Raw genomic sequence first — 24787 nt, forward strand, 5'->3', positions numbered from 1 at the left:
TTCTATGACCGACTTTCAAAAACAATTTTTTGCAAGATTAAATATAGAAGAAAAACACAAAGTTTCATTTGAAGATTTATCTCACATTATGTATGAAATGTCACAATCTGTCCCTTTTGAAAACTTAAATATTCTCGAAAACAACTTTAAAGAAATATCAAAAGAAAATCTAAAAGAAAAAATTTTAATAAACAACCGTGGCGGCCTTTGTTATGAATTGAATCCGGCTATGTATTACTTCCTTAAAGACTCTAAATTCGATGTCCATCTCGTTTCAGGAACAGTTTATAACGCTGCAAATTCTATATGGGCTGTAGATTCAGGGCATATCGCAACTGTTTTACAACATCATAATGAACTTTACTTAATTGAAGTAGGTTTCGGATCATATTTACCCCTTTCCCCTGTTCCTTTCTCAGGTGAGATCGTTCATTCTGTAACAGGCGACTATCGTATTCGTAAAGAAACGACTGAAAAAGGTAATTATATTTTAGAAATGCGTAAAAGCAATGAGTTTCTAGATCAATCTTCTACTGATGATTGGACAGTAGGTTATGCATTTTACTTGGAAGAAGTGGATGAAACGAAAGCAAATGCAGCACAAAAAATTATTGTTGAACATGAAGGTTCACCATTTAACAAAGTACCTCTTGTTGTAAAACTTACTCATGACGGGCACGCATCATTAACAAAAGATAGCCTTACAGTAACGAAAAATAGAAATAAAACAAAAGAAACAATTACAAAAGAGCAATATACAAACCTCCTTCATTCAACGTTCGGCATTACATTATAACTTTTAAAGCCTCGCCATTCTCGGCAAGGCTTTTTATTTTCCAGCAGGGATTTTTTGCAATTTGTTGTATTTCATAGTTATATAGGAATATAACTACATATTTAGAAAGGAAATGATTATGACTGAACTTAAAGATCGACTACAAGTAACTGATAAAGAAAAATGGGATTTAACGGATATTTACCATACAATTGAAGATTGGGAAAGCGATTTTCATAAAATTGAAGTATTAACGAATGAATTACACAAGTTTAATGGAAATATTCACGATGGCAATAGTTTATTAGCTTATTTAACAAAGAGTGAAGAAATATCTAGCATAATATCTTTAATGTTCGCTTATGCACGATTACAATCCGATCTTGATACACGCGATACTGACGCTCAATCCCTTGTCGATAAAGTATCACAATTACACGTGAAAGTAAGTGCGGCTAAATCTTTCTTTTCCCCATTCTTACTTAGTGTAGATGAAAACACATTACATTCTTACATAGAAGAAACCGAAGGCTTACACTATTACAAAGAAGACTTATTTGAGCTATACCGTTATAAAAAACACGTTTTGAATAAAGACCAAGAAGAGATTTTATCACAAATGGGTGAAGCACTCTCCTCCCCGCAGCATACATTTGGCATGTTAAATAATGCAGATATAATTTTTGGTGAAGTGACTACTGATGATGGAGAAAAAGTAAACTTAACACGTGGAATGTATTCAAAGCTAATAGAAGATGAGAATCGTGAGAAACGTGAAGAAGCCTATAAAGCTTATTACAAACCATACGTTCAATTAAAGAATTCTATCGCTTCTACTTTGTCCGCAGCTATTAAAAACAATGTTACTGTCTCAAAGCTACGAAAATATCCATCAGCTTTAGAAAAATCATTATTTGGCGACATGGTTCCGAAAGAAGTATATGAAAATTTAATTGAGACAACGAAAAAAAACATTCAATCATTACATACGTATAATGAACTTAGAAAAGAAAAATTAAATGTAGATGAACTACGACAATACGACTTGAGTGTTGATTTAGTAAAAGGTGTAAAACAAGACATTCCATACGACGAAGCGTTTGATATAATGATCGCGTCACTAGCTCCTTTAGGTAAAGAATATATCGAAACATTAAAAAACTTTAAAGATAAACGCTATATAGACGTGAGAGAAACACCAGGAAAACGTTCTGGCGCTTATAACTTTGGTGTATACGGTGTTCATCCTTTCATTCTTTTAAATCATCATGATGATTTAAATAGCCTTTTCACCCTTACTCATGAATGCGGGCACGGTATGCATACGCATTACTCACACGGATACCAACCAAGAATTTCTGCACACTATTCCATTTTTGTTGCAGAAGTCGCTTCTACAGTAAATGAAGTGTTATTAATTCATTATTTATTAAAAGAAGCAAAAGAAACGAACGTACGTAATCATTTAATTAACTACTTTATCGATAGCTTTAAAGGTACTTTCTTTACACAAATCATGTTTGCAGAATTTGAAAAAATCACACATGAAATGGCCGAACAAGGTAAACCATTAAATGCCAAAGTCTTTAGTGAAATTTACGAAAACTTATTTAGAGAATATAATGGCGACTCCCTCGTATTTGACGAAGAAGTAAAATATGGCTGGTCTAGAATCCCTCATTTCTACCGTCCATTTTACGTATACAAATACGCAACTGGATTCGCTTCTGCCATTCAAATCGCCGATAAATTATTAAGCGGTGATCCAAATGCTCAGAAAAACTATATTGAATTCCTTAAAGGCGGAAGTTCTGACTATCCATTAAACCTACTGAAAAAAGCTGGCGTTGATTTAACTACACCAGAACCGATTGAAAGTGCATTAAATCGATTCACCCAACTTGTTGAAGAGTTTTCAGCATTATAGAAAAAAGCATGCAGATTATAGAATCTGCATGCTTTTTCATATAAAATATACATTTCATTTATTCACTTGTTGCTGCGTCACACAATGAATCATACCACCATACGCATACAGTTCATTTACATAAACACCGACAATTCTTCTTCCTGGAAACTGCCCTTCAATGATTTGAAGTCCTAACTTATCATGTTCATCACCGTATATAGGAACCAATACAACTTCATTTCCAATATAAAAGTTCAAATACGAACCTTTACAGTCTGCCTCTTTTACCACTTTTCTTGTCACCGGTACTGGTATGAGCTGAAATGGATTTCCATCTATATTTCTCGCTTGTCGCAATTCTTGATAATGCTTTTCCTGCGCCTCCAAAAGGTACGACTCTCCTTCCCCAAAAGGATCATATTCATAAAGAATTGTATTTTCATTTACAAAACGCGCTGCCCCATCAATATGGTAATCTGTATCTTCATCATAATTATCCTCTCCGCGAATACCAGTTATCCATATAAAATTCGTTACTCCCAAATACTTCGTTAACTCTATTTCAATCTCTTCCTGATTTAGTGTAGGATTTCGATTTTCATTTATAATAGAAGTTTTTGCCGCCATTAAGGTGCCATTTCCATTTATCTCTATTCCTCCACCTTCTATACAGACACTAGATTTAACTTTTGGAATGCTATACATTTCACTTATTTTTCCCGGAATAACAGCATCATTTTCATACGGATATTTATCCCCCCAACCATTAAATACCCAGTGTGCTAAACAGAGATTGCCTTCCTTATCTTTTACAAAGATCGGTCCATTATCTCTTATCCAAACATCATCCGTTTCTTCAATTAAAAAATCAATTTTATCCATATCTACATTCGCTTCAATTAACTTCGATTGTACATGTACTTTTTCTTCCTCATCAAATACAACAATATGCACATTCTCTCCGTAATGAAGCTCCTTTGCCATCGTTACCCAAATATCATCTAGCTTAGATCTGTAACCTTCGCCTCTATGAGCCTTATCATGAGGCCATTGGAGCCATGTTCCCTCATGTTTTTCCCACTCAGCAGGCATATAATATAAACTATTTCCCATATTTCTCATACATGTTCACCCCTTCTTCGAATGTAAGTTCAGTCTAAACTTTGACATCGTGTTAAGGTCAACAGAAATATATTAACTACTTCATAAACTGATTCTTTATTTTCCCTTGTGATACACTACTTCTCCTTGTAAAACCGTCACTAAAACTTTCGCATTCGGAATCTTATCGGCACTCATTTTAGTAATATCTTCATTTAGTAATACCATATCGGCTGATTTACCTACTTCAATTGAACCAGTAATATTATCAAGACCTAATGCTTTGGCGGGCTTAATTGTATATGCATCAATAGCTGCGTATACATCAGACAAGCCCTTTTCATCAATACTTAGTGCATTCGAAATCGTCACAAGTGGATTTAGTTCATTTACATCCCAATCACTACTAAGTGATACGTTTGCTCCTGTTTTCCAAATGCGTCCTAACGGCATAATTCGTTTCATCTGTTGATTTGAAAAATACGCACTTGCCCAGCTTTGTTTAGGATCTTCTGCAAAATCATGGCCTACTTGGAAATCAGCACTAATACCTAACTTAGCAAAACGATTTATATCACTATCTTCTACCATTTCCACATGTGTAAGCGTATAAGGTTGATTCGCCCCTTCTTTTTTCGCTGCTTCAATTGCATTTAAACTTTCTCTTACTCCGCCATCTCCAATTGTGTGGATGAGTGCACCGTAACCAATTTTATTGAGTTCACTCAACCACCACTTCATTTTTTCTTCTGGAATATAGTTCAAACCGTACGGTGTTCCTTTAAACCACTCAAATTTATATTTTTCTAGTATTTTAGCTGTGCTGTTAATGCTAATTCCATCACTATACATCTTCACTTGATTAATAAGCATTCTAGATGATACATCATCACGCTTAATTTTTTTGAAATACTCCATTTGCTCTGCTTCATTTAAGTTCGGATATACCCACGGACGAAGTACTACTCGCGACGTTAACTTTTTCTCATCATTAACTTTATTCCAAACATCTAACCAGCCTCGTTTCCAATAAAGACGTCCATCGCCGACTGTAGTAATACCATTCTTCGCAACCTCATCTAAACCGTCTAACAAACCTTCATAATTTTTTTCAAAGAGATTGGGCTGGGAATTCCATGCTTTTTCCATCACGATATCCCCTGCTGTATCATACAGAAGCCCGAAAGGTTCTCCTGTTTCTGGATCCCGGATGATTCTTCCGCCTTGCGGATCTTTCGTCTCTTTATTTATTCCCGCTACTTCCAATGCTTTTGAGTTAACCCATACAGAATGAGAAGTTCTTTCCATAATTAATACAGGGTTATTAGGAAATAACTCATCAAGAACTTGTAATGGCGTTTGTTGTTCTGATTTTTCGTCCATATCTTTTAACAGCTCTTCCAAACTAAATCCTGTTCCGCTTATCCATTCGCCATCTTTCACATCTTTTTTACAAGCCTTTAAATACGAGCGTTGTTCTTGCAGCGCAGCATCCGGTGAAACACTACAATTCCCTGCTGCTGGTGATTTCGCCTCAAATATATGATTGTGATTGTCCACAAAACCAGGAAGAATAAAACGTCCTTGTAAATCCACCACTTTCGTATCTTCATTTATAAATCCTTCTACATCTTTGTTTGAACCAACAAATGTAATTTTCCCTTCTTTAACGGCTACAGCCTCTACAATGTCTTGCTTGTCATTTGAAGTATAGATTGTACCATTTTTAAACACTACATTTTTTGGCAACTGATTTGGTAGAACGAAGCTACCATTCTCACCTTCTCCTACTCCAGGAGTACACGCTGAAAACCATGTCATACTTAGAATCAGACAAATAATCATGATTGTTCTTTTCATATTCTTTCTCCTTTTTATTATGATGAATTACTTACATAAATAGAATAAGGATTGACATAATGTTAATGTCAATCCTTATTCTCAGTCTATTTTCATAACTAAAAAACAAATTTGTGTCACATACTCCTCTACTAAACAATCACATTCAGGTCCCTTTATGTAGACCTCATATGGTGAACCATCTATTACATAACCATTTCTTTCAATCCATTTTTCTAACGCAATATAAGCGTAGCCTATATAGTCATAACTTCCATAATGCATAGTAGTAACGATTTGATGTGGATTTAATTTTTTTATTTCATATTCTTGTACTACATCTTTATTGTTCCCATGCATGACCGGAATCCTTAATTCAACATCACTTTCATTTGGAATATACTCTTCATCATAAAAGACCGTAGAGGGCGAACCGACCATTTGTAAGTTATGCTTTTGTACTTTTTCATATAAGTCATAAAAATAATCATCCATATCATCTATATCTATTTGTAGTCTTTGAGTAATTACCGTCATTTCATTTCTCATTCCAATTAATATATCGTAACTTCTATGGCGAGCAATATTTAGACCATGATTCATATTTACCATTTCATTCATTTCTGAAATAACCTGTAAATTTTGTTTCACCTCATGAGACAACTCTATAATTTGTGATTGCATATGTTTAATAAATGAATCTTGATCTGATGATTGAAGAATTATTTTGATTTTCGGTAAAGGAAACTTATACTCCCTTAGCTTTTTAATTTTCAGCGCTATTTCAAGCTGCCCTTGCTCATAATATCTATATCCATTTACCGGATTCACATATGCTGGTTTCAATATTTCCTCTTTATCATAATGCCTTAGCATCCGTGTACTCATTTTACAAATCCGCGAAAACTCAGTAATTGTATACATATAAATACCCCTTGAATACATTCTCTTATATATAAGCTTATTTATTAAAACCAATCAAATATTTTTCTGATTGAAGAACCTTCATTCTGATCGTCCAGCCTTTTCATTTTTGAAGGTAACAAATGACTAGGACAATACCACGTTAAACAATTCATCGCGCCTCCCATTGTCGATATTTCTCCTACATGACTTTGAATAACTTGTTTCTCAGTATGCTGTTGAATATATCTTAAAACTTCCTCATCTTTAGCTAATCCAAACTTAGGAACGTAAAGCGTATCACATGTTTCTAACATATTTATATATAAACCTTTTGCTGACGCTATCTCTTCATCGTATTGACCCTTCTCTGTATATGACGAAGGAACAACTATAAATTCAGCCTCTGGCATTTGCTCTTGAATAATCTCTTGAACCTTATATCTAAATTCATGATCCCCTAAAAAATCACTAATAAACATTGTATGTTCATCAATAAATTTAACCATCCCGTCTGCGTGTGCAAGTACATCTCCCTCTTCAGCAGGAATAATAATAACCCGACTCACATCTAAATCCCATTCCAGTTGCTCTATAATTTCTTCTTCCGTCCAATCATAATTATCATCAAATATGCGTTCCGTTAATATAACGGTATCTTTTTTATTCCAAATAAGATTTCCACCGTCTAATATCAATGGAGATGTCACATATTCAAAATCGTTCTTTTTCAGCCATTTATTAAATTGTTGATCTAAATATCGTCCTTGATCTTTCGGTAAGTAATTCGGTTGATATTTGAATTTAACTAGATGATTTGTTACAACTGGTGCAACATCTCTTAGCCAAATATCATCATACTCAAAAAAGTTTGTATGAAAGTCTTGCTCTTCAACAGATAAAGATATAAGTTGATCGGTAAATGCTTTATTTTCATTTAAGTATTCATTAAAATAAATAATGTCTTCATAAAATGGTCGATAATATTCATTCGATTCATCTGGTATTGCAGTAAAAATAATGCCACTATGTTTTTGTTCCATATTACTTACCTCGCTTTTTAATAATGATTGAATAACTGTTTTCAATAAGCCAACTATTCCCCAATTCATTTCTCTTTTCATTACAATTTTTGAAACGTGCACATTTCATGAATGGATTATAGCACGGAGAAATATTATATATTTATATAAAAAATATAAAGACGTCGTTAAGCCGTAAACTGACTCTTGACAAGATTTTTAAATTTTAATCGTCGTACACAATGAAGGATTAGATGATTTTTTTATCAAGATTCAAATCCATTACTTCTAATAGAGCGTTTTGATTATATAAATTCACTAAATGCGTTTCTACACCATTGCAAATCCCTTCTAGCGGCAGATCGTTTGGATCTTGACCAAATGGATCCTCAATTTCAACTCCTATTGCTTCAATCCCTATAAATGCAAAACTTATAAACGTAGTTGCAAGTACTGTAAACCATCCAAGACTATCAACAAGACCAATCGATAAAGTCCCGCAAAATATGAGCAGTAAAATTTTAATATGAGCAAAATATGCAAAAGGAATAGGCGTTGTTTTGATCCGATCACATCCACCCACAGCCGTAAGCAGAGTATTCAAATCAGCTTCCATATTAATTATTGCATTTGGGTGAATTTGACCCGTTTTCAAACCTTTTGATAGTATAGTTTTTAACATAAAAACTATACTAATCGGTAAATGAATAGACTCAGCCAACATTTCTTTTTCCTTCTCAGAACAAATATCAAACAATGCTTTTATTTCGGATAAATCTTTTTCGTCTCTCAAATGTCCTTTCGCTATCTTTGGAAAAGCAATTAACAAATGTAAAAATTTCAATTTTTCCTGATCCGTCTTTTTCCCTTCAGACTCCCAATAACATAAAAAACTAACTGCCAAATTTCTAGTACAAGCACCAACCGTGCCAAATAACTTTCTACCTTCCCAATACCTATCATAGGCAGTGTTAGTACGAAAAACTAACAGTAGACCTAAAGCTCCTCCAACAATTACCCAAGGAGTTTGATTAATTTTTATTTCTACATAATAATAATTAATCACAGTTACTATCGTTGAAATACATATATATAATAAAATTTGCGGGAAAATATCTCTTATAACTGTTCCCTTTAATGTAAATATTTGATGTAAATTATTTTGATTATTGTAATGAACCATATTTACAAAAACCTCTTTCCTTATTAACCTTTTATTCTTTTAAATTATGAAAGTATACAATTAAATAGTAGAATCATAAACCCTATTATTATAAAACTGGTTAAGATTATTTCTTTCAATACTGTTACTCCTTTTTACCAAAAGATAAAACATCTTTTTTGATTTAAACAACAAACGTTCACTCTTCTAAATCACGACGCATTATTTTAGAATTTGCAATGAATAAAGCACTAATTAATACAAGAATCGCGCAAGCATATATCAATGAATCCATTGGACTATCATGGTCTATAATAATTAGACGAACAATAGCCGTAATACCTATATATATAAAATAACGTAATGGAAAATGAAAGTTCATTTGAAAATACTTTATAATCATTACGATGAATTCAAAATATAAAAAAAATACGACAATGCTATCAATTAAATGATAAATAGATTCCTCACTATTTAATTTAAGTTCTTGTATAAATTGAATGACTTCTTTCATAAGAAACACACTTAAAACAATTCCCAAACAGATTAAAGCTACATTTATAATGTACTGTAGAACGATAGGGAAAAACGAAAATACTTTTTTAAAATTCTTTACCACAAACATTTTTCTCCTTTTCCATATAAACCAATAATGACAATATACTTTTATTCAATTATCGTTACATTAAAATTATACATTCCGTTCTTGTTACAGATGTTAAAACAAGACAAAATAAGTAAAGATAGCATTTCACCTATTTTGTCTATAAAGCAACATAACGAAACTATAATCGATTACTTCAATTGAATCGGTTGTTGCTGTGTCACACAATGGATCATTCCGCCATTTTTATAAAGCTCTCTCACATCAATTCCCACTACTTTACGATCCGGGTATAATTTCTGAATCGTATCGTTTGCGATTTTGTCATTTGGATCATTATAGTTAGGAACCAATACAACTGTATTCCCAACATAATAATTGATATACGACCCCTTATAATCTAGAGTTTTTCCACCTTCTAAAGTAACTTTATCTTTACTAAGCGGTAAGTATTCGTACTTATATTTCTGTCCTGAAGCATTTTTTGCATCTAACAATTTATCCATATCTTTGTTTGACAAGCCCCATTCAGCCAAGTCATCTTCTGCCATCGTTACGATTGTAGATTTATCATGGAATTTAGCAAATCCATCAATATGAAAATCAGTAATATCTAAATTAGGCACTCCATCTAACCAAATAAAGTTTGTCACCCCAAGGTCACTTATATATTTTTCAATTTCCGCTTCTGATAAATCAGGATTTCTATTTTTATTCGTTACTGCGCTTCGAGTTAATAAAGCAGTCCCATTGCTGTCTAATTCAATTGCGCCACCTTCAAGGACAAATTTCCCCCAATCAATTCTTTCAATCCCTAATTGTTTACTAACATTCTCACGTATACGGGCATCATTTTTATATGGAGTTTTCTTTCCCCAACCATTAAATGCTGGATCTAATATTTTTAGATTTTTATTATTGTCATAAACAAAAATCGGTCCACTATCTCTTGCCCACACATCATCAGTAGGAGCGATAAAGAAATCAACTTTATCCATATTCAGCCCCTTATCTATTAAAAGCTTATTGATTCGCTCTTTCTCTTCCTCATCATATGCAACAATGTGGACTTTTTCACCCTCAGTTAAAGCACTTGCCATCTTAATCCAAATAGGTTCAACTTCTTGTTTATACTCTTGACCATATGTGTATTCATGAGGCCATTGTAGCCATGTACCTTCATGTTTATCTTTTTCATCCGGCATCGTATATTTTCCAGCGTTTTTCTGTACCTCTACTTTTTTATCCTCTTTCTCTTTCCCTTTGGCATTTTCATTATTCCCTTCAAAAGAACATCCACTAATAATCGTTGTAGATAATGTAGCTATTAAACAAAACTTTACTATTTTTTTCACTTTTCAACCTCCTGTTCATGTCTACAATACTGTAAGGCTTAACATAGTGTGAAGCTCAAGCTTTTTCATCAATGTAAAAATTACCAATTATTCTTCCGCATGATAATCACATAATTTCAATACAAATAGATGACATTCACAAAATACACTTCCTATATTTAACATCCATATCATTTAACTTCCTTCATAAATTTATTCTAATACTAATCCCCTCTCATACATGCTTGTTCACTAAATAAAAAAATCGGTATTGATAATTTTATATCAATACCGATTTTCAAATAATTATTTTCCTTCTATTAAATCATTCGCTAATTTCCTAAACTCTTGATTAAATGTATCATTCATACCATTTTGTACGTTAGAGAATAATATTACAAACGTTCTTTTATCCCAGTTAAAATTATTAAAAGTGTTCCAGCCAGCTAATACACCATGGTTATGATAATAATCTGGGTAAATATAGAAGCTAAATCCATATTTTCTCGCAGGTGATACTGTAAACATATCTGATAAGCTTTGTTTAGAAATCAGCTTTCCATCCATAATAGCCTCATCTAATCTTTTCATATCTTCAACGGTCGTATACATTTCACCACAACCATACAGCCAGTTCATTTTTAAGCGGGGTGTAGCTATTAACTCATTATCTTTTTTCGTGTAACCTTCTGCTAAGAAAATATCTTCAGGGAGAGTTGCACCCATACCAGATTCATTCATTTCAACAGGAGTAAAAATGTTTTCTTTCACATATTCAGCAAGCGGTTTATTCGATATCTTTTCTACAATATACGCAAGTACCATATAATTATAATCTGTATATTTCCATCCTGTCCCTGCAGGAAATTGCAACTTTTGCGCTCCAATCCACGTTACTAACTTTAAACGTGATGCCGCATCAACACTACCTTGTCCCTGATCTGGTAACCCGGACGTATGTGTTAACAAATTTCGTAACGTAATGTTTTTATCTGCTGGAAACGATGGAATATACTTATTTACATTGTCTTCAATATTCAATTTCCCTTTTTCTCTTAGCTGTAATATAGATATTGCAACTACTGTTTTCGTTATGGAACCGATGCGATATTTTGTTCTTGGCGTTGTTAAAACTTTATCTTTTACATTCGCATACCCGTAGCCTTTTCGTAAAACCACATTATTTTTATCCGTTACGAGAACCGTCCCGTTAAATCCTTTATCTTTTAAATATTGATCGAGTTTCGTTGCTGCAATATCATAACGTTTTTGCTGATTCGCATCAACTTTCGGTTGAACATTTCCAACTTTATCCTCAAAATTTGAAAATGCCTTCAAACTGTATTTCTTTTCTTTATTTGCATGTATGAGTGCAGCGACACTCCCACAAAAAATAGCAAAAACAAAGAAAGCGATTAACCATTTCTTAAACATATGGGAACCCTCTTTTATCTAGTTTCACTTTATACTTTTCCATTCTATTCTATATCTTTTAGTTTTTAAATATCTTATAATCTATCTACTCTATTATTCCTCATAGTAAACTAGATTCCTTTTTCTAACGTTCAAATTTTAACTACTCTCTATTGTAGTTCTTTTTTACAAAATTTCCACCTTACAATCGGATACATCCAACTTTAATTTTAATTTTTTATGTAACATTCGTTACACATTAACAAGAATGGAGGCGTTAATTTGAAAAAGACCGATAAGCGCAATCGTTTAGATGATATGATGTTTCATTATCGAGTAACAAAAAACAATATAGTTTTAATTGAATATTACGGAAAATAGATTATAATTTTAAAAGGAAATGATGCTGAAAAATTTTTAAACAAAATAAATCGGGCAAGTAACGAAAAAGAAAAACAGCTTATTATGGCTAAAATTACAGGTAATTTCAAAAGAGGGAATGAGTGTTAATGAAAACGAATCTCATTTATAACTTGATTATACAACATATTTAAAAAAAAATGTCACTCCCACGACATTTCTTTAGATTTTCTTCATAAAAGATTTACATTTTTAATATTCGTTTACTTTTACATAAACTCACTGCTGAAACGCTTAGTAATGCAGCTATCCCCATCCATGCATATGTGTAGCCTTTTCCATCTACTATATAACCAAACAAAGCAGGTGCAAAGATAATAGCAATTTGATTAAGTGTAAGCGCAAAACTCACTGTTAGACCTACCAATTCCTCACTTGCAGACTCAGCAACTTCAACCATAAAAAGACTAAACCAACCGATCGCAAAGAATCCTAGCAGTCCGCTCATCACAAACAATGCCTCAAGTGTCATTGTGTTTATACTCATTACAACAACTAAAATTAAGCAACAAGAAATACATACAGTTATTAATAAAGGTGTACGACGATCACCTTTGTAATATGTATCACTTATTGTAGCTAATATAATTCGCCCAATCATTCCTGCAAATAGCATAACTGAAAATACTTTCCCTGCTACAATAGGTGTTATCGATTTTTCAATGACTAAAAATTTTATAAAATGTCCGACTAATATCATTTGTAAAGAAATCATGCAAATACCTGTAATAAAAATTGGATACAGCTCTTTTTTACATATTACCTTTTTTAACTGCATCCAAAAAGAAATACTTACATTTTCTTGGCTCGTGTGTTCTCGTACGTACGATTCCTTATAAAATATGAAAAACAATAACCCGCCTATTATACATATAGTTGCAATTACATTTATCGTATAAGCTAAACTAAATTTAATTGTAAGCAAAGGGATTATTACTCCTGCTAACGCCCCGCCAATAGGTATACCAGCTTGCCGTATTCCCATAGCTAATCCGCGAATCTCTTTCGGAAACCATTTCAAGATTACTTTACTTCCCCCTGGCTGGGATACGCTATAAAAAGTCCCTATTAAAAAAAGGACAAATAATAACCCAATAAATCCCCTTGCCATATGAGCAAGTAAAAGCGCCCCGCCAAGTAATACGGCACTCGCTCCAATTAATATTCTTTCATTATATCGATCAAGTAACCTTCCGGCAAAAAGCATACAAAACAACGGACCAATATTTACAGCACTTATTAACAACCCAACCTGCATATTCGAAAGTGCATATTTCTGTTTCCAAAATAAAGCGAGTACCCCTACTCCATATGTTATAAGTGTTGCACTTGCCTGTGCTACCGTTGCCAAAGTTAACATGATCCATTTATTATAACTACTGTACTTTTCAATTTTTTCTTCACTTATCAACGTTATCTCCCCCATATACCTTTCATTGTATGAAGGTTCTGATATCATGTAAAATAAGTGTTATTAATAGAATCCATCAAAAAAATTGATACCTTTTTCGGGGTGATAATAAATGGACATTAAAGATTTAACGGTTTTTTTTGAAGTTGCGAAAGAAGGAAATATATCTCATGCCGCTAAAAACTTAAACTATGTACAATCAGGTGTAACGATGCGTATAAAACAACTAGAAAACGAATTAGGCGTACCACTATTTTATCGAAACGGAAAAGGTGTTACTTTAACTTCTAACGGAGAAATTTTATTAACATATGCAAAACAAATTATCCACTTAATGGATCAATCCATTAAAGCTGTTCAAAGTAGCAGAACCCATCCGAAAGGCACATTAAAAATCGGGTGCACAGAATCTACAACAGCCGTTCGTCTCACACCTATATTAACGACCTATTATGAAAAGTATCCAGAAGTCGAATTTATTTTAGAAACAAATACGACCGAATGGTTAACTCAACTCGTCTTAGACCGTCAACTGGATGGAGCATTCATCGCTGGAAATATTCAGCATGTTGAACTTCATACCCTTTTATTTCGAGAAGAAGAACTCGTTCTCATTAGTAAGACTCCTCTATCTTCCTTTAAAACAATAGGAGAACTGAATTTACTCGCTTTTAGTCAAGGATGTTATTACAGAAAACTATTAGAAAACTGGCTTCAAGAAGAAGGGGTTTCACCTAAAAGAATACTAGAGTTCGGAACAATTGAAGCAATACTTGCATGTGTAAAATCAGGTATGGGCGCGGCTATTATGATGAAATCCATTATTCCAGATTATGAACATGGTGTATCTTTAAATACATTACCAAATCACTTTAAAAAGGTTCCTACTACCTTTATTACTCGAAAAGACATTTTTCACTCAGCTGCCTTGCAAAAATTTATGGAGATGATCAACAATGCGTGAACAGAAAATACGTGGTATGAAACGAAGAACACAAACTCTTATAAAAAGAATTGAAGACTCTACTAAAGCATTTCCGTCTACTTTCTATAACGATGAATACTGGCATATGCCTTTACCAGGCTCTCAAGCTTTTATCGATTCTAGTACAACACCTAGGAAAGTAAAGCGATTGTGCATTCAAGCCCTGTTAAATCAAGCGAATCAATTAATGACAATGAAACCGAACGATACAAATACATATCGAGTCGTTGTTATGATCAAAATAGCAAGCTTATGGAACTCACAAATCATCATATTTAAAAACGATGACTACTTTCAAAATTTTTTCAATAGAGATAACGAATTTCAAAAATGGATTCCCCTCTCCAATGCTTCCGACTTCGGGCATGAATGGAAAATATCAATTTCTAACAGCATCCAAACATTGCATTTCCAAGAGATAATCCATGATGAAGATGGATTTTATGATGAAGGAGAACTTTTGTTTATAGGAGAGTTATCATAAAAGGGGAACTGCCAAATGAAAAGCTTCCCTTTTTCTACTAAACAAAATCGCTATATAATGAATTTAACATTTCACTATATAGGAGGTTTTCATATGGTAATCCCTAAATATCCTGAAGTCCCACATCTTACGAAAAAACAAATTGAAGAAATAACCGAAATCGCTTTCCTAAAAAAATCAACACCACAACAGTGTGATGCAATTTTCGTTTTCGGTGGTTCCCATCCTGGTAATTGGCAAGCTCCTTTACATGCTTATCAACAAGGTTTAGGTGCACAAATTATCGTCACAGGTGGTACTAGTTTACATGGAATGAAACATCCAAACTGGCATTATGGAGATTTATCAGAATCAGAAGTAATTGTTAACAAGTTAATTGAACACGGTGTACCGGAAGATGCTATCATTTTCGAGAAAAACTCTCTCCATTCTATCGCAAATGTAATTGAAGCTAAGAAGATCTTTGATTTTACAACAATTAATAGTTTACTATTTGTATGTAAAAGCTTAGGAGCAGGCCGGCAATATAGAGTATTAAAAAAACATTTACCAAAACATATAACTTGTATTCCATATACATTTGATACAAGTTTTGATGGTGATTTTATAATTAATAGATATAATTGGATGGAAAACGAGAAAAGTCGCTCTATGATTTTCGGCGAATACTTGAGAAATGTTTGCTACGGCCGAAAAGGTGGAATTGAACCTCCTGAGAAACAGATTGAAGGATTAGAAAAATACGTAGTATATTACCAACATCTTGCATAATATTTTTTCAACATAAAAAATATCGGGAAGCCAATATAAAGGCTTCCTGAATATTCTAATGATGCATAAATAACACTAAAATTACTTTTCCTTTTTCATTCCCCCACATAGACGCCTACCATTGTACACATATTGTTTAACATATTAAGCCAACGCAGCTGGCGGCAATAATTGTGGTCCTTCCCCGGTGCGTGCCAATACCCAATCATCGTAATACCACATTTCTGTTTGGCGACGACTCATCATATAATCCCAGCGTACTTCTCGCTCAAATTCAATGATTTGTCCGTCACCACCAATTGTCACCCAGTTAAAACTTCCGTTATTATGCATCATCTTTATCCATAGAACAGGAAACTCCACAGTTTGTCCCCCGTCAACATAATGTCTAGTTTGTTTTTCTATACGAAGTAAAGTTAGGCCCTTTGCATATTGTCGATCAACCTTTTCCATTACATCCATCGCTATTTTCTCTGCCTCATCCTTATGAGGTAGTTTATTAGCGTATACTGGCATCATATTCGTGTAACTTAAAAGATGCTTACTCTTTTGAGAAGTAATAGTTGTTATATGAAAGCCACCATAATTCAGTGGTTCTTCTGCTTTTGAAATACAAGCGGTGTTTTTATATTTAATTACATAATAAACGATTCATTATCTCTTCAAGTAATATACCCGGCTTTACTACCTCATTTTCCGTACGCCATCCAATAAATCCATCTGGTCTTATTACTACCGCTCCTCCATTTTCTATCCCATATAGTTTTCTAAAAAAGTTACCTTGATGGATAAAATCACCAGTTAAACCTACCTGATACACTTTTATCTTTACTCCTAATCCAGATGAAACAACATTTGCAGCTTCAGTCCAAGTACTAGGCTCTGCTCCAGTAAGTAACACAAAGTTGCTACCAAATAGATCAAGTATAGAAACTTCTTTTCCTTCATAAGTTCCCCAAAAATGTGGCGCACGCGTTCCCGGGCGTCCGTTCAAATCAACTATATTCATTCTATGCGGTGTGTTACATTCGTCTATAATTGCTTCTGAGCAATACTGATAACCAGCAGTGACAGCTAAACTATCCATATTACTCAAATTACCTTCCTCTCTATTCGCAGCACGAAATAATATACTACTCGCATGGTCCGTCGTTAATTTTGCAACAGGATATCTCTCGTCATGATAGGTTTCTAACAATTTTGGATTTGCTTTCCCTTTTATAACAGCCGCTAATTTCCAAGCTAAATTATGTGCATCTTGTATTCCTGTATTTGAACCGAATCCTCCTGTTGGCGGCATAATATGCGCCGAGTCACCAACTAAAAAGATGCGATTGTCCTGAAATTTTACCGCTGTACTTTCACTCGCTTCCCACGGCAAAACACTTACTATTTCTGGCTTAATATCCGTACTTCCAATTGCAGTTTGAATAATTTGTTTACAGCGTTCTATAGAGAAATCCTCTGGTCGCTCCCCTTTTACTGGATCATAAGCTACATGATAAATCCATTTACTTTCGTTATCGACTGGAATAAGCGCACCAATTACTTCTGGATGGAGTATCATAGTAAAACCGAATGCGTCTCCTTTAATAAATTCACTCAAATCCGCTTCAAAATATATGTTCATATAATAACCACCGATTGTACCACGGCCCTCGGTTAAAATACCTAACTGTTCACGTATTTTACTTTTCGCTCCATCTGCTGCAATTACATAATCACAATGAATCATGCTCTCTTCTTTCGTTTTACGATTTCGAATCGTTGCTATTACTCCGTTTCCATTTTGCTCATAAGAAACTAGTTCATGATAAAAAGATAGCTTCCCGCCTAATCTCTGTGCTTCTTGTAACATCATCTCCTCTAAAGTAATTTGATAACAAGCAGTTTGTTTTGATGGGCTAATCTCTTCCACTTTACGAAATAAATTTTCGTTATTTTCATACTGCGCCGCCCTTATTTGTTCCAACTCTTCATGCTTTACCTCAGCTATTGTTTGAACTGCAATTCTCCCGTGACAATTCTCTAATGCTTTACCAGCTAATCTAATTCCTTTTTCTAGACCCAGTTCTCGGAATAATTCCATTGTGCGAAATGTAATTCCACCCGCTTTCGGATGAATCGCAGTAGACGGATGCCTTTCAATAAGTACATAATCAATGTTATGTTTCGCAAGAAATAATGCAGACGATAATCCTGATAATCCCCCTCCAACAATTAAAACTGGTACATGTTTCGATTCCATACATTTTCCCTCCACATATATTCTTCTGAGCTCAGTGACATAAATATAATCAAAAAACCAACAAAAATATAGACTTATATTTCATTTTGAATTATCATATAGATAGATTACGCCCCAAATTACTTTTATCCTTTCATACATCTACAAGTCACTTAATTTGTGTGTGTATGAAAGGATAAAAAAGAAGGCCCTACTTTACTTTGAACTATTCTCTGATATAGACATCAAAAATAATAAAAACATTATAAGCGGTCGTAACCTTGTAAATTATACAAGGTTACGACCGCTTATTTTATTGTTAAATGGCTACCCTTTATCCTCGGCAGACATCGTATTGTTAAATCATTTTCTACCTTTCAACTCCATTATTTTCTATTCCCTATAATAACTACTCCATAATTTTCAATACGTAAAAATGGATTCGTCTCGATTTTCTTTCTCAATATTGCAGCTCATACAACATTCATGTAGCATTACCGTATCGATGTAATGGTTCATCATCTTAAACCTTTCGACTAATTATTGGAGGTATAGTGATTGAAATGAATAAACAAGAACAATTAAATGTTATTAAAGAAGATTTTATTAATTGTCAAAAAGTATTACTGGCAATTGGTGATGAAACACGTCAAGCTATTTTATTAGTTCTAATGAAAACAGAATGTCAAACTGGATTACGTGTTGGCGAAATCACTAAACAAACACACCTTTCTCGACCAGCAGTATCACATCACCTTAAGATTTTACGAGAAGCTGGTATTATTTTAATGCGTAAAGAAGGTACAAAGAACTTTTATTATATTGACATACGTACAAAATTAGGATTATTAAAAAATCTTGTATTAGATATTGAGAAGCTACTGCAAAACTTTTATTGAACTTTGGAGGTATAAGAAATGAGAGCAATGGTGATTGATAAGTACGGGAAAGTTCCAATGCGTATGACTGAGATGCCCACCCCTGAAATAAATCAGTATGAGGTGCTCGCAGAAATTCATGCAGCTAGCATTAACCCAATTGATTTTAAAATACGCGATGGAAAAGTGAAGTTGTTACTTAAATATAAAATGCCCCTTATTCTTGGTAATGACTTTTCTGGTGTCATTATAAAAGTCGGAACAAAGGTGACTCAATTTAAAGTTGGTGATGAAATATATGCACGTCCAAGAAAAGATAAGATCGGTACTTTTGCGGAATATATAGCCATTCATGAAGATGATATAGCCTTAAAACCGAAAAATTTAACTTTTGAGGAAGCGGCGTCGATTCCACTCGTTGGCTTAACATCATATCAAGCATTACATGACATCATGCAATTACAAAAAGGACAAAAGATTTTGATTCACGCTGGATCCGGCGGTGTTGGTACTTTCGCAATTCAGTTAGCAAAAATAATGGGTGCCACTGTTGCAACAACTGCTAGTGAAGCTGGTGAAAATTTAGTAAAGTCTCTTGGCGCAGATGAAATTATTAATTACAAAAAAGAAAAGTTTGAAGATATACTGAAAAATTATGATGCGGTATTTGATACACTTGGCGGTACAACACTTGAAAAATCATTCGATATTATAAAAAGCGAAGGGAACATTGTTTCCGTTTCAGGAATGCCGAATGCTCGCTTCGGTAAAGAATTTGGTTCAGGATTTTTCAAAACACTCTTATTTTCATTAGCAAGCAAAAAACTTACTGCACTTGAAAAAAAGCATAATGCTCAATATTCGTTTTTGTTTATGAAACCAAGCGGAGATCAATTACGTATAATTGCAAAGTATATTGAATCTGGACAAATCAAACCTATAATCGATCGCATTTTCCATTTTGAAGATACTCAAAAAGCAATGGAATATTCAGAGTCTGGAAGAGCAAAAGGAAAGATAATTGTAAAAATCAAATAATAATAAAACTCCATTTTTTTAAAATGGAGTTTTATTATTTGCTGTTAAATAGACATAGTGCAGTGAAGTCCTTACAATAGATTTCAAGGGGAAATATCATATTATACTTTTAGCTAATTTTACAAAGAATACATACGTACAAATACATAATAAAAAAATAAACAAGGAGGAGATAAAATGACTAAAAATAATGAAGCAGGTTGGAATTTAGATAATAGTTATACGACTTTACCACAATCATTTTATACAGAAATCCCCCCAACTCCTGTACACTCACCGGAGTTAATTAAACTAAATAATTCTTTAGCAATATCTCTTGGCTTTAATCCTGAGGAACTAAAAAAGGACGCTGAAATCGCCATTTTAGCTGGTAATACTATTCCAGAAGGAGCTCATCCACTAGCTCAAGCGTATGCTGGGCACCAATTTGGTCATTTCAACATGTTAGGAGATGGTCGTGCCCTTTTAATTGGAGAACAAATTACTCCTTCAGGCGAACGGTTTGATATTCAATTGAAAGGTTCCGGTCCAACTCCATATTCACGCCGCGGTGATGGTCGCGCTGCACTCGGTCCAATGCTACGTGAGTATATTATTAGTGAAGCGATGTACGCGCTTGATATTCCAACTACTCGCAGTTTAGCAGTAGTCTCAACTGGCGAACCAATCTATCGCGAAACGAAGTTACCTGGAGCTATTTTAACTAGAGTTGCAAGCAGTCATATACGCGTTGGAACATTCCAATACGCCGCAGCTCGAGGCTCAATCGAAGATCTCAAAGCTTTAGCTGATTATACGATAAAAAGACATTATCCAGAGGTGGAATCTACTGAAAATCCATATGTCGCACTACTACAAGAAGTCATTAAGAGACAAGCAAGCCTTATCGCAAAATGGCAACTCGTTGGCTTCATTCACGGCGTAATGAACACTGACAATATAACGATTAGCGGTGAAACGATTGATTACGGTCCATGTGCCTTTATGGATAGTTATAATCAAGGAACAGTATTTAGCTCTATTGACACACAAGGCCGTTATGCATACGGAAATCAACCATATATGGCTGCATGGGATCTCGCACGTTTAGCTGAATCTTTAATACCGATACTACATGAAGATGAAGAAGAAGCACTAAAAATTGCACAAGATGAAATTTCAAAGTTCAGTGTGCAGTACGAAAACAATTGGTTCCTCGGAACGAAGAAGAAATTAGGACTATTTAGCAATGAAGAGCAAGATCAATCACTTATTGAGAAACTTTTAAAAGCAATGGAAAAATATAAAGCAGATTATACAAATACATTCCGTGCATTAACTGACAATATATTAGAAAATGCACCTTTATTTGAAAGTCCTGAATTTAAAGAATGGTACGAGCTATGGCAATCTCGGTTAGAAAGACAAAAAGAATCGAAAGATGATGCATACAAATTAATGAAAAATAACAACCCAGTAATCATCCCTCGCAACCACCGAGTAGAAGAAGCACTAGAAGCAGCTGTTAAAAATGGAGACTATAGCGTAATGGAGAAACTTCTTCAAGCTTTAGCAAATCCTTATGAATATTCTCAAGAACAAGCGGATTACTGCACGCCTCCAGCGCCGTCGAATCGTCCTTATCGTACTTTTTGTGGGACGTGATTGTTTAATATGTAAAAAGGTGTGTTCATACAAATTGTGTGAACACACTTTTTTTATACACTTCCCTTTTAAACAGATAGACTGAAGCATCTTATAGTTATCCTTACTATATTCCACACTCCCCTCCCTTAAACTAAAGAACAAAACTGACTTTATTCCAATTTGTTTAATAATAAATCCACTAAACAAATATTGAGAAATATAAAACCCCATTTCTAAATATTATTATTTTTGATAATATGTTTTATAAGAATATTCAAAAAGTGAGGGGATTTCATGAACGTTCAACTACAAGGTAATGAACAAATTACAAAACTATTTAATGATTGGTATTTAGCTATGCTAAAGCAAGATGTTTCACAGGCGACGAATTTAAAGCATGAAATTGAGGAAAAGGAACTACATTTTAAAGAAGACGAAAATTTAGCATTATACTATTCCTTACTAGATTTTCGCTATAAAATTTTAACAGCTAGTTTAAGTATTACTAAAGATAGTTTTGATAAGATAGATTCTTATACCATCTCATCTAATCATCCACTTTCTTATTACTATAATTTGTTTAAAGCGATTTATGCTACTTTAACAACAAATTATAACTTAGCGAGTAAACATTATGAAAAGGCAGAGAAACTATTAGTCAATATTTCAGATAAATTAGAGGAAGCAGAATTCAATTATCGATTCGCTATCTTTAATCAACATTTTTATAAACCTATTGAAGCAATTCAGCAAGCAACAAAAGCCAGAGAAATTTTCATTACTGAAAAAGGATTTGAAATAAAATTAGCGCTTTGTGACAACATAATTGGTTCTTCATGTGTATTTTTAAAACAATATGAACAAGCAGAGGAAAAATTCAATTCTGCTCTTTCTATTTTACAAAAATTCAACGAGAATGCTTTAGTTTTAAGTGTTCGCAATAATCTAGGTTGGCTCTATGCAAGTCAAAACCTTTCTCCTCTAGCAATTCGACATTTATCAGAAGTTACAACAAAAATACCTACACATTTTAAAGCGACCTTTTTACAAGCTAGAGAACATTCTAAACTTGGTGAAATAAATATTGCGGAAGAACTTATTAAAAAAGGATTAAAAGTTTGTACAGAACTAAATAATGAAGAATATATACTTCATTTTAAAAATTTAAATTCATTTAACAATAATGAGTCAACTGAAGATCTAGAAAAAATTATTCTTGAAGGAATTACTTATTTCGACAAAGAATCTTTATATAACTACACTCAAGAGTATTCAGAGAAACTAGCTGTTAAATTTTATGATGAAAATAATCATATAAAGGCGAGTGAATATTTTCATAAAGCGTTACAAGCAAAAGAAAAAACGTTTGAGAAAGGAGCTCTAAAATGATTAAAAAAATTAGTTCTCTCGTTTTAGGATTATCTGTTATTGGTATTGTGTCTATTGGAATAAATAGTTCATTTACATATCAAGCAAGTCATGCCGATCTTCCTGCACCACAAAGACCTGATTTTGTTCAATCAGTTGACGTTAGTAAAGACTACAACACGACAACAGCTGAAAAAGCACTTTAAAAAATGAAAGACCTTCAATTAAGAAGGTCTTTTTAAATGCGCTTATTTAGTTAATATAATCCAATATTTTTTCATAGCCAAATGGTAACACCCATGATACTAAACAGCCTATCATAATTGAAACACTTAATAAAAAAATAAATTTCCGAAATGATATATCATTCCTCTTGTACCCCGTAAAACAAGCCTTTGTTATAACAAAAACAGTCATCATTATGATAGTCGCTGAAAAGATGGCTACTAAAAACACTTCCATTTTGTTTCCCACTATAAAATATCCTAACTTTAATTTTACCATTAAATGAGTATAACAAAGACAAACTATTTCTTAATATACGGTTTTCTATATGCCTCCGACGGGATTCGAACCCGTACTCCTTTCGTAAGCATAGGCTAAGGGGAACACGCTTCCCTACGGAATTTCACCGACAGGAGTTTCACCTGTCTCAGCTTATTTGCTTTTCGGTGCTTCTGAAACCTTCGCCTTGCGACCCGGTTCTACACTGTTTTCCGGCGCTCTTCCCTTCTAGAGCTACGGAGGCAGTTTTTCTTTCAAGTAAAAGATATTTCTACAAAAATAGAAATATCCCTTTACTTCATATGAAATCACTCTATTTCTTTCATCAAATCAGCAATCCCCCTACTCCCCTCACTACCAACTTTCTCAAGTTCCTCCACAACTAATTTCCGTCTTTGCCCAGAATGATTTTGACTTAACTTCGCTTTTCCTTCTATATTATTTATCTTTATTTTGAACCCAACTATTCCCCTACTTAATCCTTCCATATAATTCGGATCTACATCCTTCAGTGAGTAGGTGCTCTTTGAGTTTTCATATTTATGTACTAAATCTTGAAGAGAATCTATTAATTCCTGTTCATCTTCAACAATTTCTAACTCTCCATATACATGGACCGCAACATAGTTCCATGTTGGTACTGCTTTATTTGTTTCATACCATGACGGAGAGATGTAACTATGTGGTCCTTGAAAAACAGCTAACACTTGTTGATTTTCACTATCTTTCCATTGCTCATTTGGACGTGCAAAATGCCCGGATAAAGTAAGTGTTTCCCTATTTAACAATAACGGTAAATGCGTTGCGTACGGTGCTCCGTTATGTTGAGAAAATAAAGTTGCAAAGCTATTTTGTTCAATAATTTCGTACTTCGTCTCTTCATCTTGTATAGTGAAATGTTTTGGTATGTACATAAGCTCCCTCTTTTCTTATCTTCTTATTTCTCATTATATTTACGAGATTTATTATTTGGCAGGGGCAGATTGTAATTGTTTTATAAGGTCAGTTCATAT

At 33.6% G+C, this 24787-nt stretch carries 23 protein-coding genes and 1 pseudogene; 11 read left to right on the forward strand and 13 right to left on the reverse strand.

Annotated elements, in window-relative coordinates:
* Positions 1–4 precede the first annotated feature (4 nt).
* Both MHH59_RS17455 and pepF read left to right on the forward strand, forming a co-directional pair.
* Positions 5–796 (forward strand): arylamine N-acetyltransferase family protein, encoded by a 792-nt coding sequence (locus tag MHH59_RS17455; protein ID WP_078178794.1) that lies wholly within the window; start codon positions 5–7, stop codon positions 794–796.
* Between the two features lie 118 nt (positions 797–914).
* Complete coding sequence (gene pepF, locus MHH59_RS17460; protein WP_078178793.1) at positions 915–2702, forward strand: oligoendopeptidase F; 1788 nt, start codon at positions 915–917, stop codon at positions 2700–2702.
* Between the two features lie 54 nt (positions 2703–2756).
* On the opposite strand, the gene MHH59_RS17465 is transcribed toward pepF, so the two are convergent.
* The 8 genes from MHH59_RS17465 to MHH59_RS17500 all read right to left on the reverse strand — a co-directional run bounded on the left by MHH59_RS17465 (position 2757) and on the right by MHH59_RS17500 (position 12083).
* Positions 2757–3806 carry an agmatine deiminase family protein gene (locus MHH59_RS17465; RefSeq protein WP_078178792.1) on the reverse strand — a complete coding sequence of 350 codons (1050 nt, stop codon included), beginning with the start codon at positions 3804–3806 and terminating at the stop codon, positions 2757–2759.
* A 96-nt stretch (positions 3807–3902) separates the two neighbouring features.
* Complete coding sequence (locus MHH59_RS17470; protein WP_201056786.1) at positions 3903–5645, reverse strand: amidohydrolase; 1743 nt, start codon at positions 5643–5645, stop codon at positions 3903–3905.
* A gap of 81 nt (positions 5646–5726) precedes the next feature.
* Positions 5727–6548, reverse strand: a complete 822-nt coding sequence (locus MHH59_RS17475; protein ID WP_078178790.1) for a MerR family transcriptional regulator — start codon at positions 6546–6548, stop codon at positions 5727–5729.
* Between the two features lie 44 nt (positions 6549–6592).
* Positions 6593–7570, reverse strand: coding sequence for an agmatine deiminase family protein (locus MHH59_RS17480; protein ID WP_340852973.1), 978 nt, complete (start codon positions 7568–7570; stop codon positions 6593–6595).
* A 229-nt stretch (positions 7571–7799) separates the two neighbouring features.
* Entirely contained in the window at positions 7800–8732 is a 933-nt protein-coding gene (locus MHH59_RS17485; protein WP_147740264.1) for a bestrophin family protein, read from the reverse strand.
* A 178-nt stretch (positions 8733–8910) separates the two neighbouring features.
* The gene (gene psiE / locus MHH59_RS17490; protein ID WP_147740265.1) at positions 8911–9330 is read right to left on the reverse strand and encodes a phosphate-starvation-inducible protein PsiE; all 420 of its coding nucleotides are present in this window, start codon (positions 9328–9330) and stop codon (positions 8911–8913) included.
* Positions 9331–9506: 176 nt separating this feature from the next.
* The gene (locus tag MHH59_RS17495) at positions 9507–10670 is read right to left on the reverse strand and encodes an agmatine deiminase family protein (protein ID WP_002167874.1); all 1164 of its coding nucleotides are present in this window, start codon (positions 10668–10670) and stop codon (positions 9507–9509) included.
* A 285-nt stretch (positions 10671–10955) separates the two neighbouring features.
* Positions 10956–12083 carry a serine hydrolase domain-containing protein gene (locus MHH59_RS17500; protein ID WP_002128430.1) on the reverse strand — a complete coding sequence of 376 codons (1128 nt, stop codon included), beginning with the start codon at positions 12081–12083 and terminating at the stop codon, positions 10956–10958.
* A gap of 261 nt (positions 12084–12344) precedes the next feature.
* Here MHH59_RS17500 and MHH59_RS17505 point away from each other — a divergent pair.
* A pseudogene (locus MHH59_RS17505) lies at positions 12345–12572 on the forward strand (hypothetical protein).
* Between the two features lie 94 nt (positions 12573–12666).
* Here the strand turns inward: MHH59_RS17505 and MHH59_RS17510 are convergent.
* A complete protein-coding gene (locus MHH59_RS17510) occupies positions 12667–13893 on the reverse strand; it encodes an MFS transporter (RefSeq protein ID WP_078178923.1) in 1227 nt (408 codons plus the stop codon).
* 112 nt (positions 13894–14005) lie between these two features.
* Between MHH59_RS17510 and MHH59_RS17515 the strand changes: the two genes are divergently transcribed.
* The 3 genes from MHH59_RS17515 to MHH59_RS17525 all read left to right on the forward strand — a co-directional run bounded on the left by MHH59_RS17515 (position 14006) and on the right by MHH59_RS17525 (position 16133).
* On the forward strand, positions 14006–14857 hold the full coding sequence (locus MHH59_RS17515; RefSeq protein ID WP_078178924.1) for a LysR family transcriptional regulator: 852 nt from the start codon (positions 14006–14008) through the stop codon (positions 14855–14857).
* Positions 14850–15362, forward strand: coding sequence for a DUF3916 domain-containing protein (locus tag MHH59_RS17520; protein WP_016127385.1), 513 nt, complete (start codon positions 14850–14852; stop codon positions 15360–15362). The genes MHH59_RS17515 and MHH59_RS17520 overlap by 8 nt, the downstream gene beginning before the upstream one ends.
* Before the next feature lie 93 nt (positions 15363–15455).
* Complete coding sequence (locus MHH59_RS17525; protein WP_340851963.1) at positions 15456–16133, forward strand: YdcF family protein; 678 nt, start codon at positions 15456–15458, stop codon at positions 16131–16133.
* A gap of 144 nt (positions 16134–16277) precedes the next feature.
* Here MHH59_RS17525 and MHH59_RS17530 read toward each other — a convergent pair whose 3' ends face one another.
* Both MHH59_RS17530 and MHH59_RS17535 read right to left on the reverse strand, forming a co-directional pair.
* The gene (locus tag MHH59_RS17530; RefSeq protein WP_233147358.1) at positions 16278–16652 is read right to left on the reverse strand and encodes a hypothetical protein; all 375 of its coding nucleotides are present in this window, start codon (positions 16650–16652) and stop codon (positions 16278–16280) included.
* Positions 16653–16764: 112 nt separating this feature from the next.
* Complete coding sequence (locus tag MHH59_RS17535; protein WP_078203392.1) at positions 16765–18381, reverse strand: FAD-dependent oxidoreductase; 1617 nt, start codon at positions 18379–18381, stop codon at positions 16765–16767.
* A 533-nt stretch (positions 18382–18914) separates the two neighbouring features.
* Between MHH59_RS17535 and MHH59_RS17540 the strand changes: the two genes are divergently transcribed.
* The 5 genes from MHH59_RS17540 (at position 18915) to MHH59_RS17560 (ending at position 23476) form a co-directional block, all read left to right on the forward strand.
* Positions 18915–19259 (forward strand): ArsR/SmtB family transcription factor, encoded by a 345-nt coding sequence (locus MHH59_RS17540; RefSeq protein ID WP_002167867.1) that lies wholly within the window; start codon positions 18915–18917, stop codon positions 19257–19259.
* Positions 19260–19277: 18 nt separating this feature from the next.
* On the forward strand, positions 19278–20276 hold the full coding sequence (locus MHH59_RS17545) for an NADP-dependent oxidoreductase (RefSeq protein ID WP_033729921.1): 999 nt from the start codon (positions 19278–19280) through the stop codon (positions 20274–20276).
* Positions 20277–20453: 177 nt separating this feature from the next.
* Positions 20454–21920: a protein adenylyltransferase SelO gene (locus tag MHH59_RS17550; RefSeq protein WP_002128441.1), complete on the forward strand. Its 1467-nt coding sequence runs from the start codon at positions 20454–20456 to the stop codon at positions 21918–21920.
* 276 nt (positions 21921–22196) lie between these two features.
* Entirely contained in the window at positions 22197–23291 is a 1095-nt protein-coding gene (locus tag MHH59_RS17555) for a response regulator aspartate phosphatase (protein ID WP_001102705.1), read from the forward strand.
* Positions 23288–23476, forward strand: coding sequence for a Phr family secreted Rap phosphatase inhibitor (locus MHH59_RS17560; protein WP_000592011.1), 189 nt, complete (start codon positions 23288–23290; stop codon positions 23474–23476). The genes MHH59_RS17555 and MHH59_RS17560 overlap by 4 nt, the downstream gene beginning before the upstream one ends.
* Positions 23477–23522: 46 nt before the next feature.
* Here the strand turns inward: MHH59_RS17560 and MHH59_RS17565 are convergent, their stop codons facing one another.
* Both MHH59_RS17565 and MHH59_RS17570 read right to left on the reverse strand, forming a co-directional pair.
* Entirely contained in the window at positions 23523–23732 is a 210-nt protein-coding gene (locus MHH59_RS17565) for a hypothetical protein (protein ID WP_016120604.1), read from the reverse strand.
* A 350-nt stretch (positions 23733–24082) separates the two neighbouring features.
* On the reverse strand, positions 24083–24688 hold the full coding sequence (locus MHH59_RS17570) for an FMN-binding negative transcriptional regulator (protein ID WP_000275775.1): 606 nt from the start codon (positions 24686–24688) through the stop codon (positions 24083–24085).
* Between the last annotated feature and the right edge of the window lie 99 nt (positions 24689–24787).

The sequence above is a fragment of the Bacillus sp. FSL E2-0195 genome (assembly GCF_038003645.1).
Classification (GTDB): domain Bacteria; phylum Bacillota; class Bacilli; order Bacillales; family Bacillaceae_G; genus Bacillus_A; species Bacillus_A mycoides.

Bases quoted from the DNA above. Each gene is read 5' to 3' on its own strand.
- MHH59_RS17455 (WP_078178794.1), top strand. From the start codon at position 5: ATGACCGACTTTCAAAAACAATTTTTTGCAAGATTAAATATAGAAGAA.
- pepF (WP_078178793.1), top strand. From the start codon at position 915: ATGACTGAACTTAAAGATCGACTACAAGTAACTGATAAAGAAAAATGG.
- MHH59_RS17465 (WP_078178792.1), bottom strand. From the start codon at position 3,806: ATGAGAAATATGGGAAATAGTTTATATTATATGCCTGCTGAGTGGGAA.
- MHH59_RS17470 (WP_201056786.1), bottom strand. From the start codon at position 5,645: ATGAAAAGAACAATCATGATTATTTGTCTGATTCTAAGTATGACATGG.
- MHH59_RS17475 (WP_078178790.1), bottom strand. From the start codon at position 6,548: ATGTATACAATTACTGAGTTTTCGCGGATTTGTAAAATGAGTACACGG.
- MHH59_RS17480 (WP_340852973.1), bottom strand. From the start codon at position 7,570: ATGGAACAAAAACATAGTGGCATTATTTTTACTGCAATACCAGATGAA.
- MHH59_RS17485 (WP_147740264.1), bottom strand. From the start codon at position 8,732: ATGGTTCATTACAATAATCAAAATAATTTACATCAAATATTTACATTA.
- MHH59_RS17500 (WP_002128430.1), bottom strand. From the start codon at position 12,083: ATGTTTAAGAAATGGTTAATCGCTTTCTTTGTTTTTGCTATTTTTTGT.
- MHH59_RS17515 (WP_078178924.1), top strand. From the start codon at position 14,006: ATGGACATTAAAGATTTAACGGTTTTTTTTGAAGTTGCGAAAGAAGGA.
- MHH59_RS17520 (WP_016127385.1), top strand. From the start codon at position 14,850: ATGCGTGAACAGAAAATACGTGGTATGAAACGAAGAACACAAACTCTT.
- MHH59_RS17525 (WP_340851963.1), top strand. From the start codon at position 15,456: ATGGTAATCCCTAAATATCCTGAAGTCCCACATCTTACGAAAAAACAA.
- MHH59_RS17530 (WP_233147358.1), bottom strand. From the start codon at position 16,652: ATGATGCCAGTATACGCTAATAAACTACCTCATAAGGATGAGGCAGAG.
- MHH59_RS17535 (WP_078203392.1), bottom strand. From the start codon at position 18,381: ATGGAATCGAAACATGTACCAGTTTTAATTGTTGGAGGGGGATTATCA.
- MHH59_RS17545 (WP_033729921.1), top strand. From the start codon at position 19,278: ATGAGAGCAATGGTGATTGATAAGTACGGGAAAGTTCCAATGCGTATG.
- MHH59_RS17550 (WP_002128441.1), top strand. From the start codon at position 20,454: ATGACTAAAAATAATGAAGCAGGTTGGAATTTAGATAATAGTTATACG.
- MHH59_RS17555 (WP_001102705.1), top strand. From the start codon at position 22,197: ATGAACGTTCAACTACAAGGTAATGAACAAATTACAAAACTATTTAAT.
- MHH59_RS17560 (WP_000592011.1), top strand. From the start codon at position 23,288: ATGATTAAAAAAATTAGTTCTCTCGTTTTAGGATTATCTGTTATTGGT.
- MHH59_RS17565 (WP_016120604.1), bottom strand. From the start codon at position 23,732: ATGGAAGTGTTTTTAGTAGCCATCTTTTCAGCGACTATCATAATGATG.
- MHH59_RS17570 (WP_000275775.1), bottom strand. From the start codon at position 24,688: ATGTACATACCAAAACATTTCACTATACAAGATGAAGAGACGAAGTAC.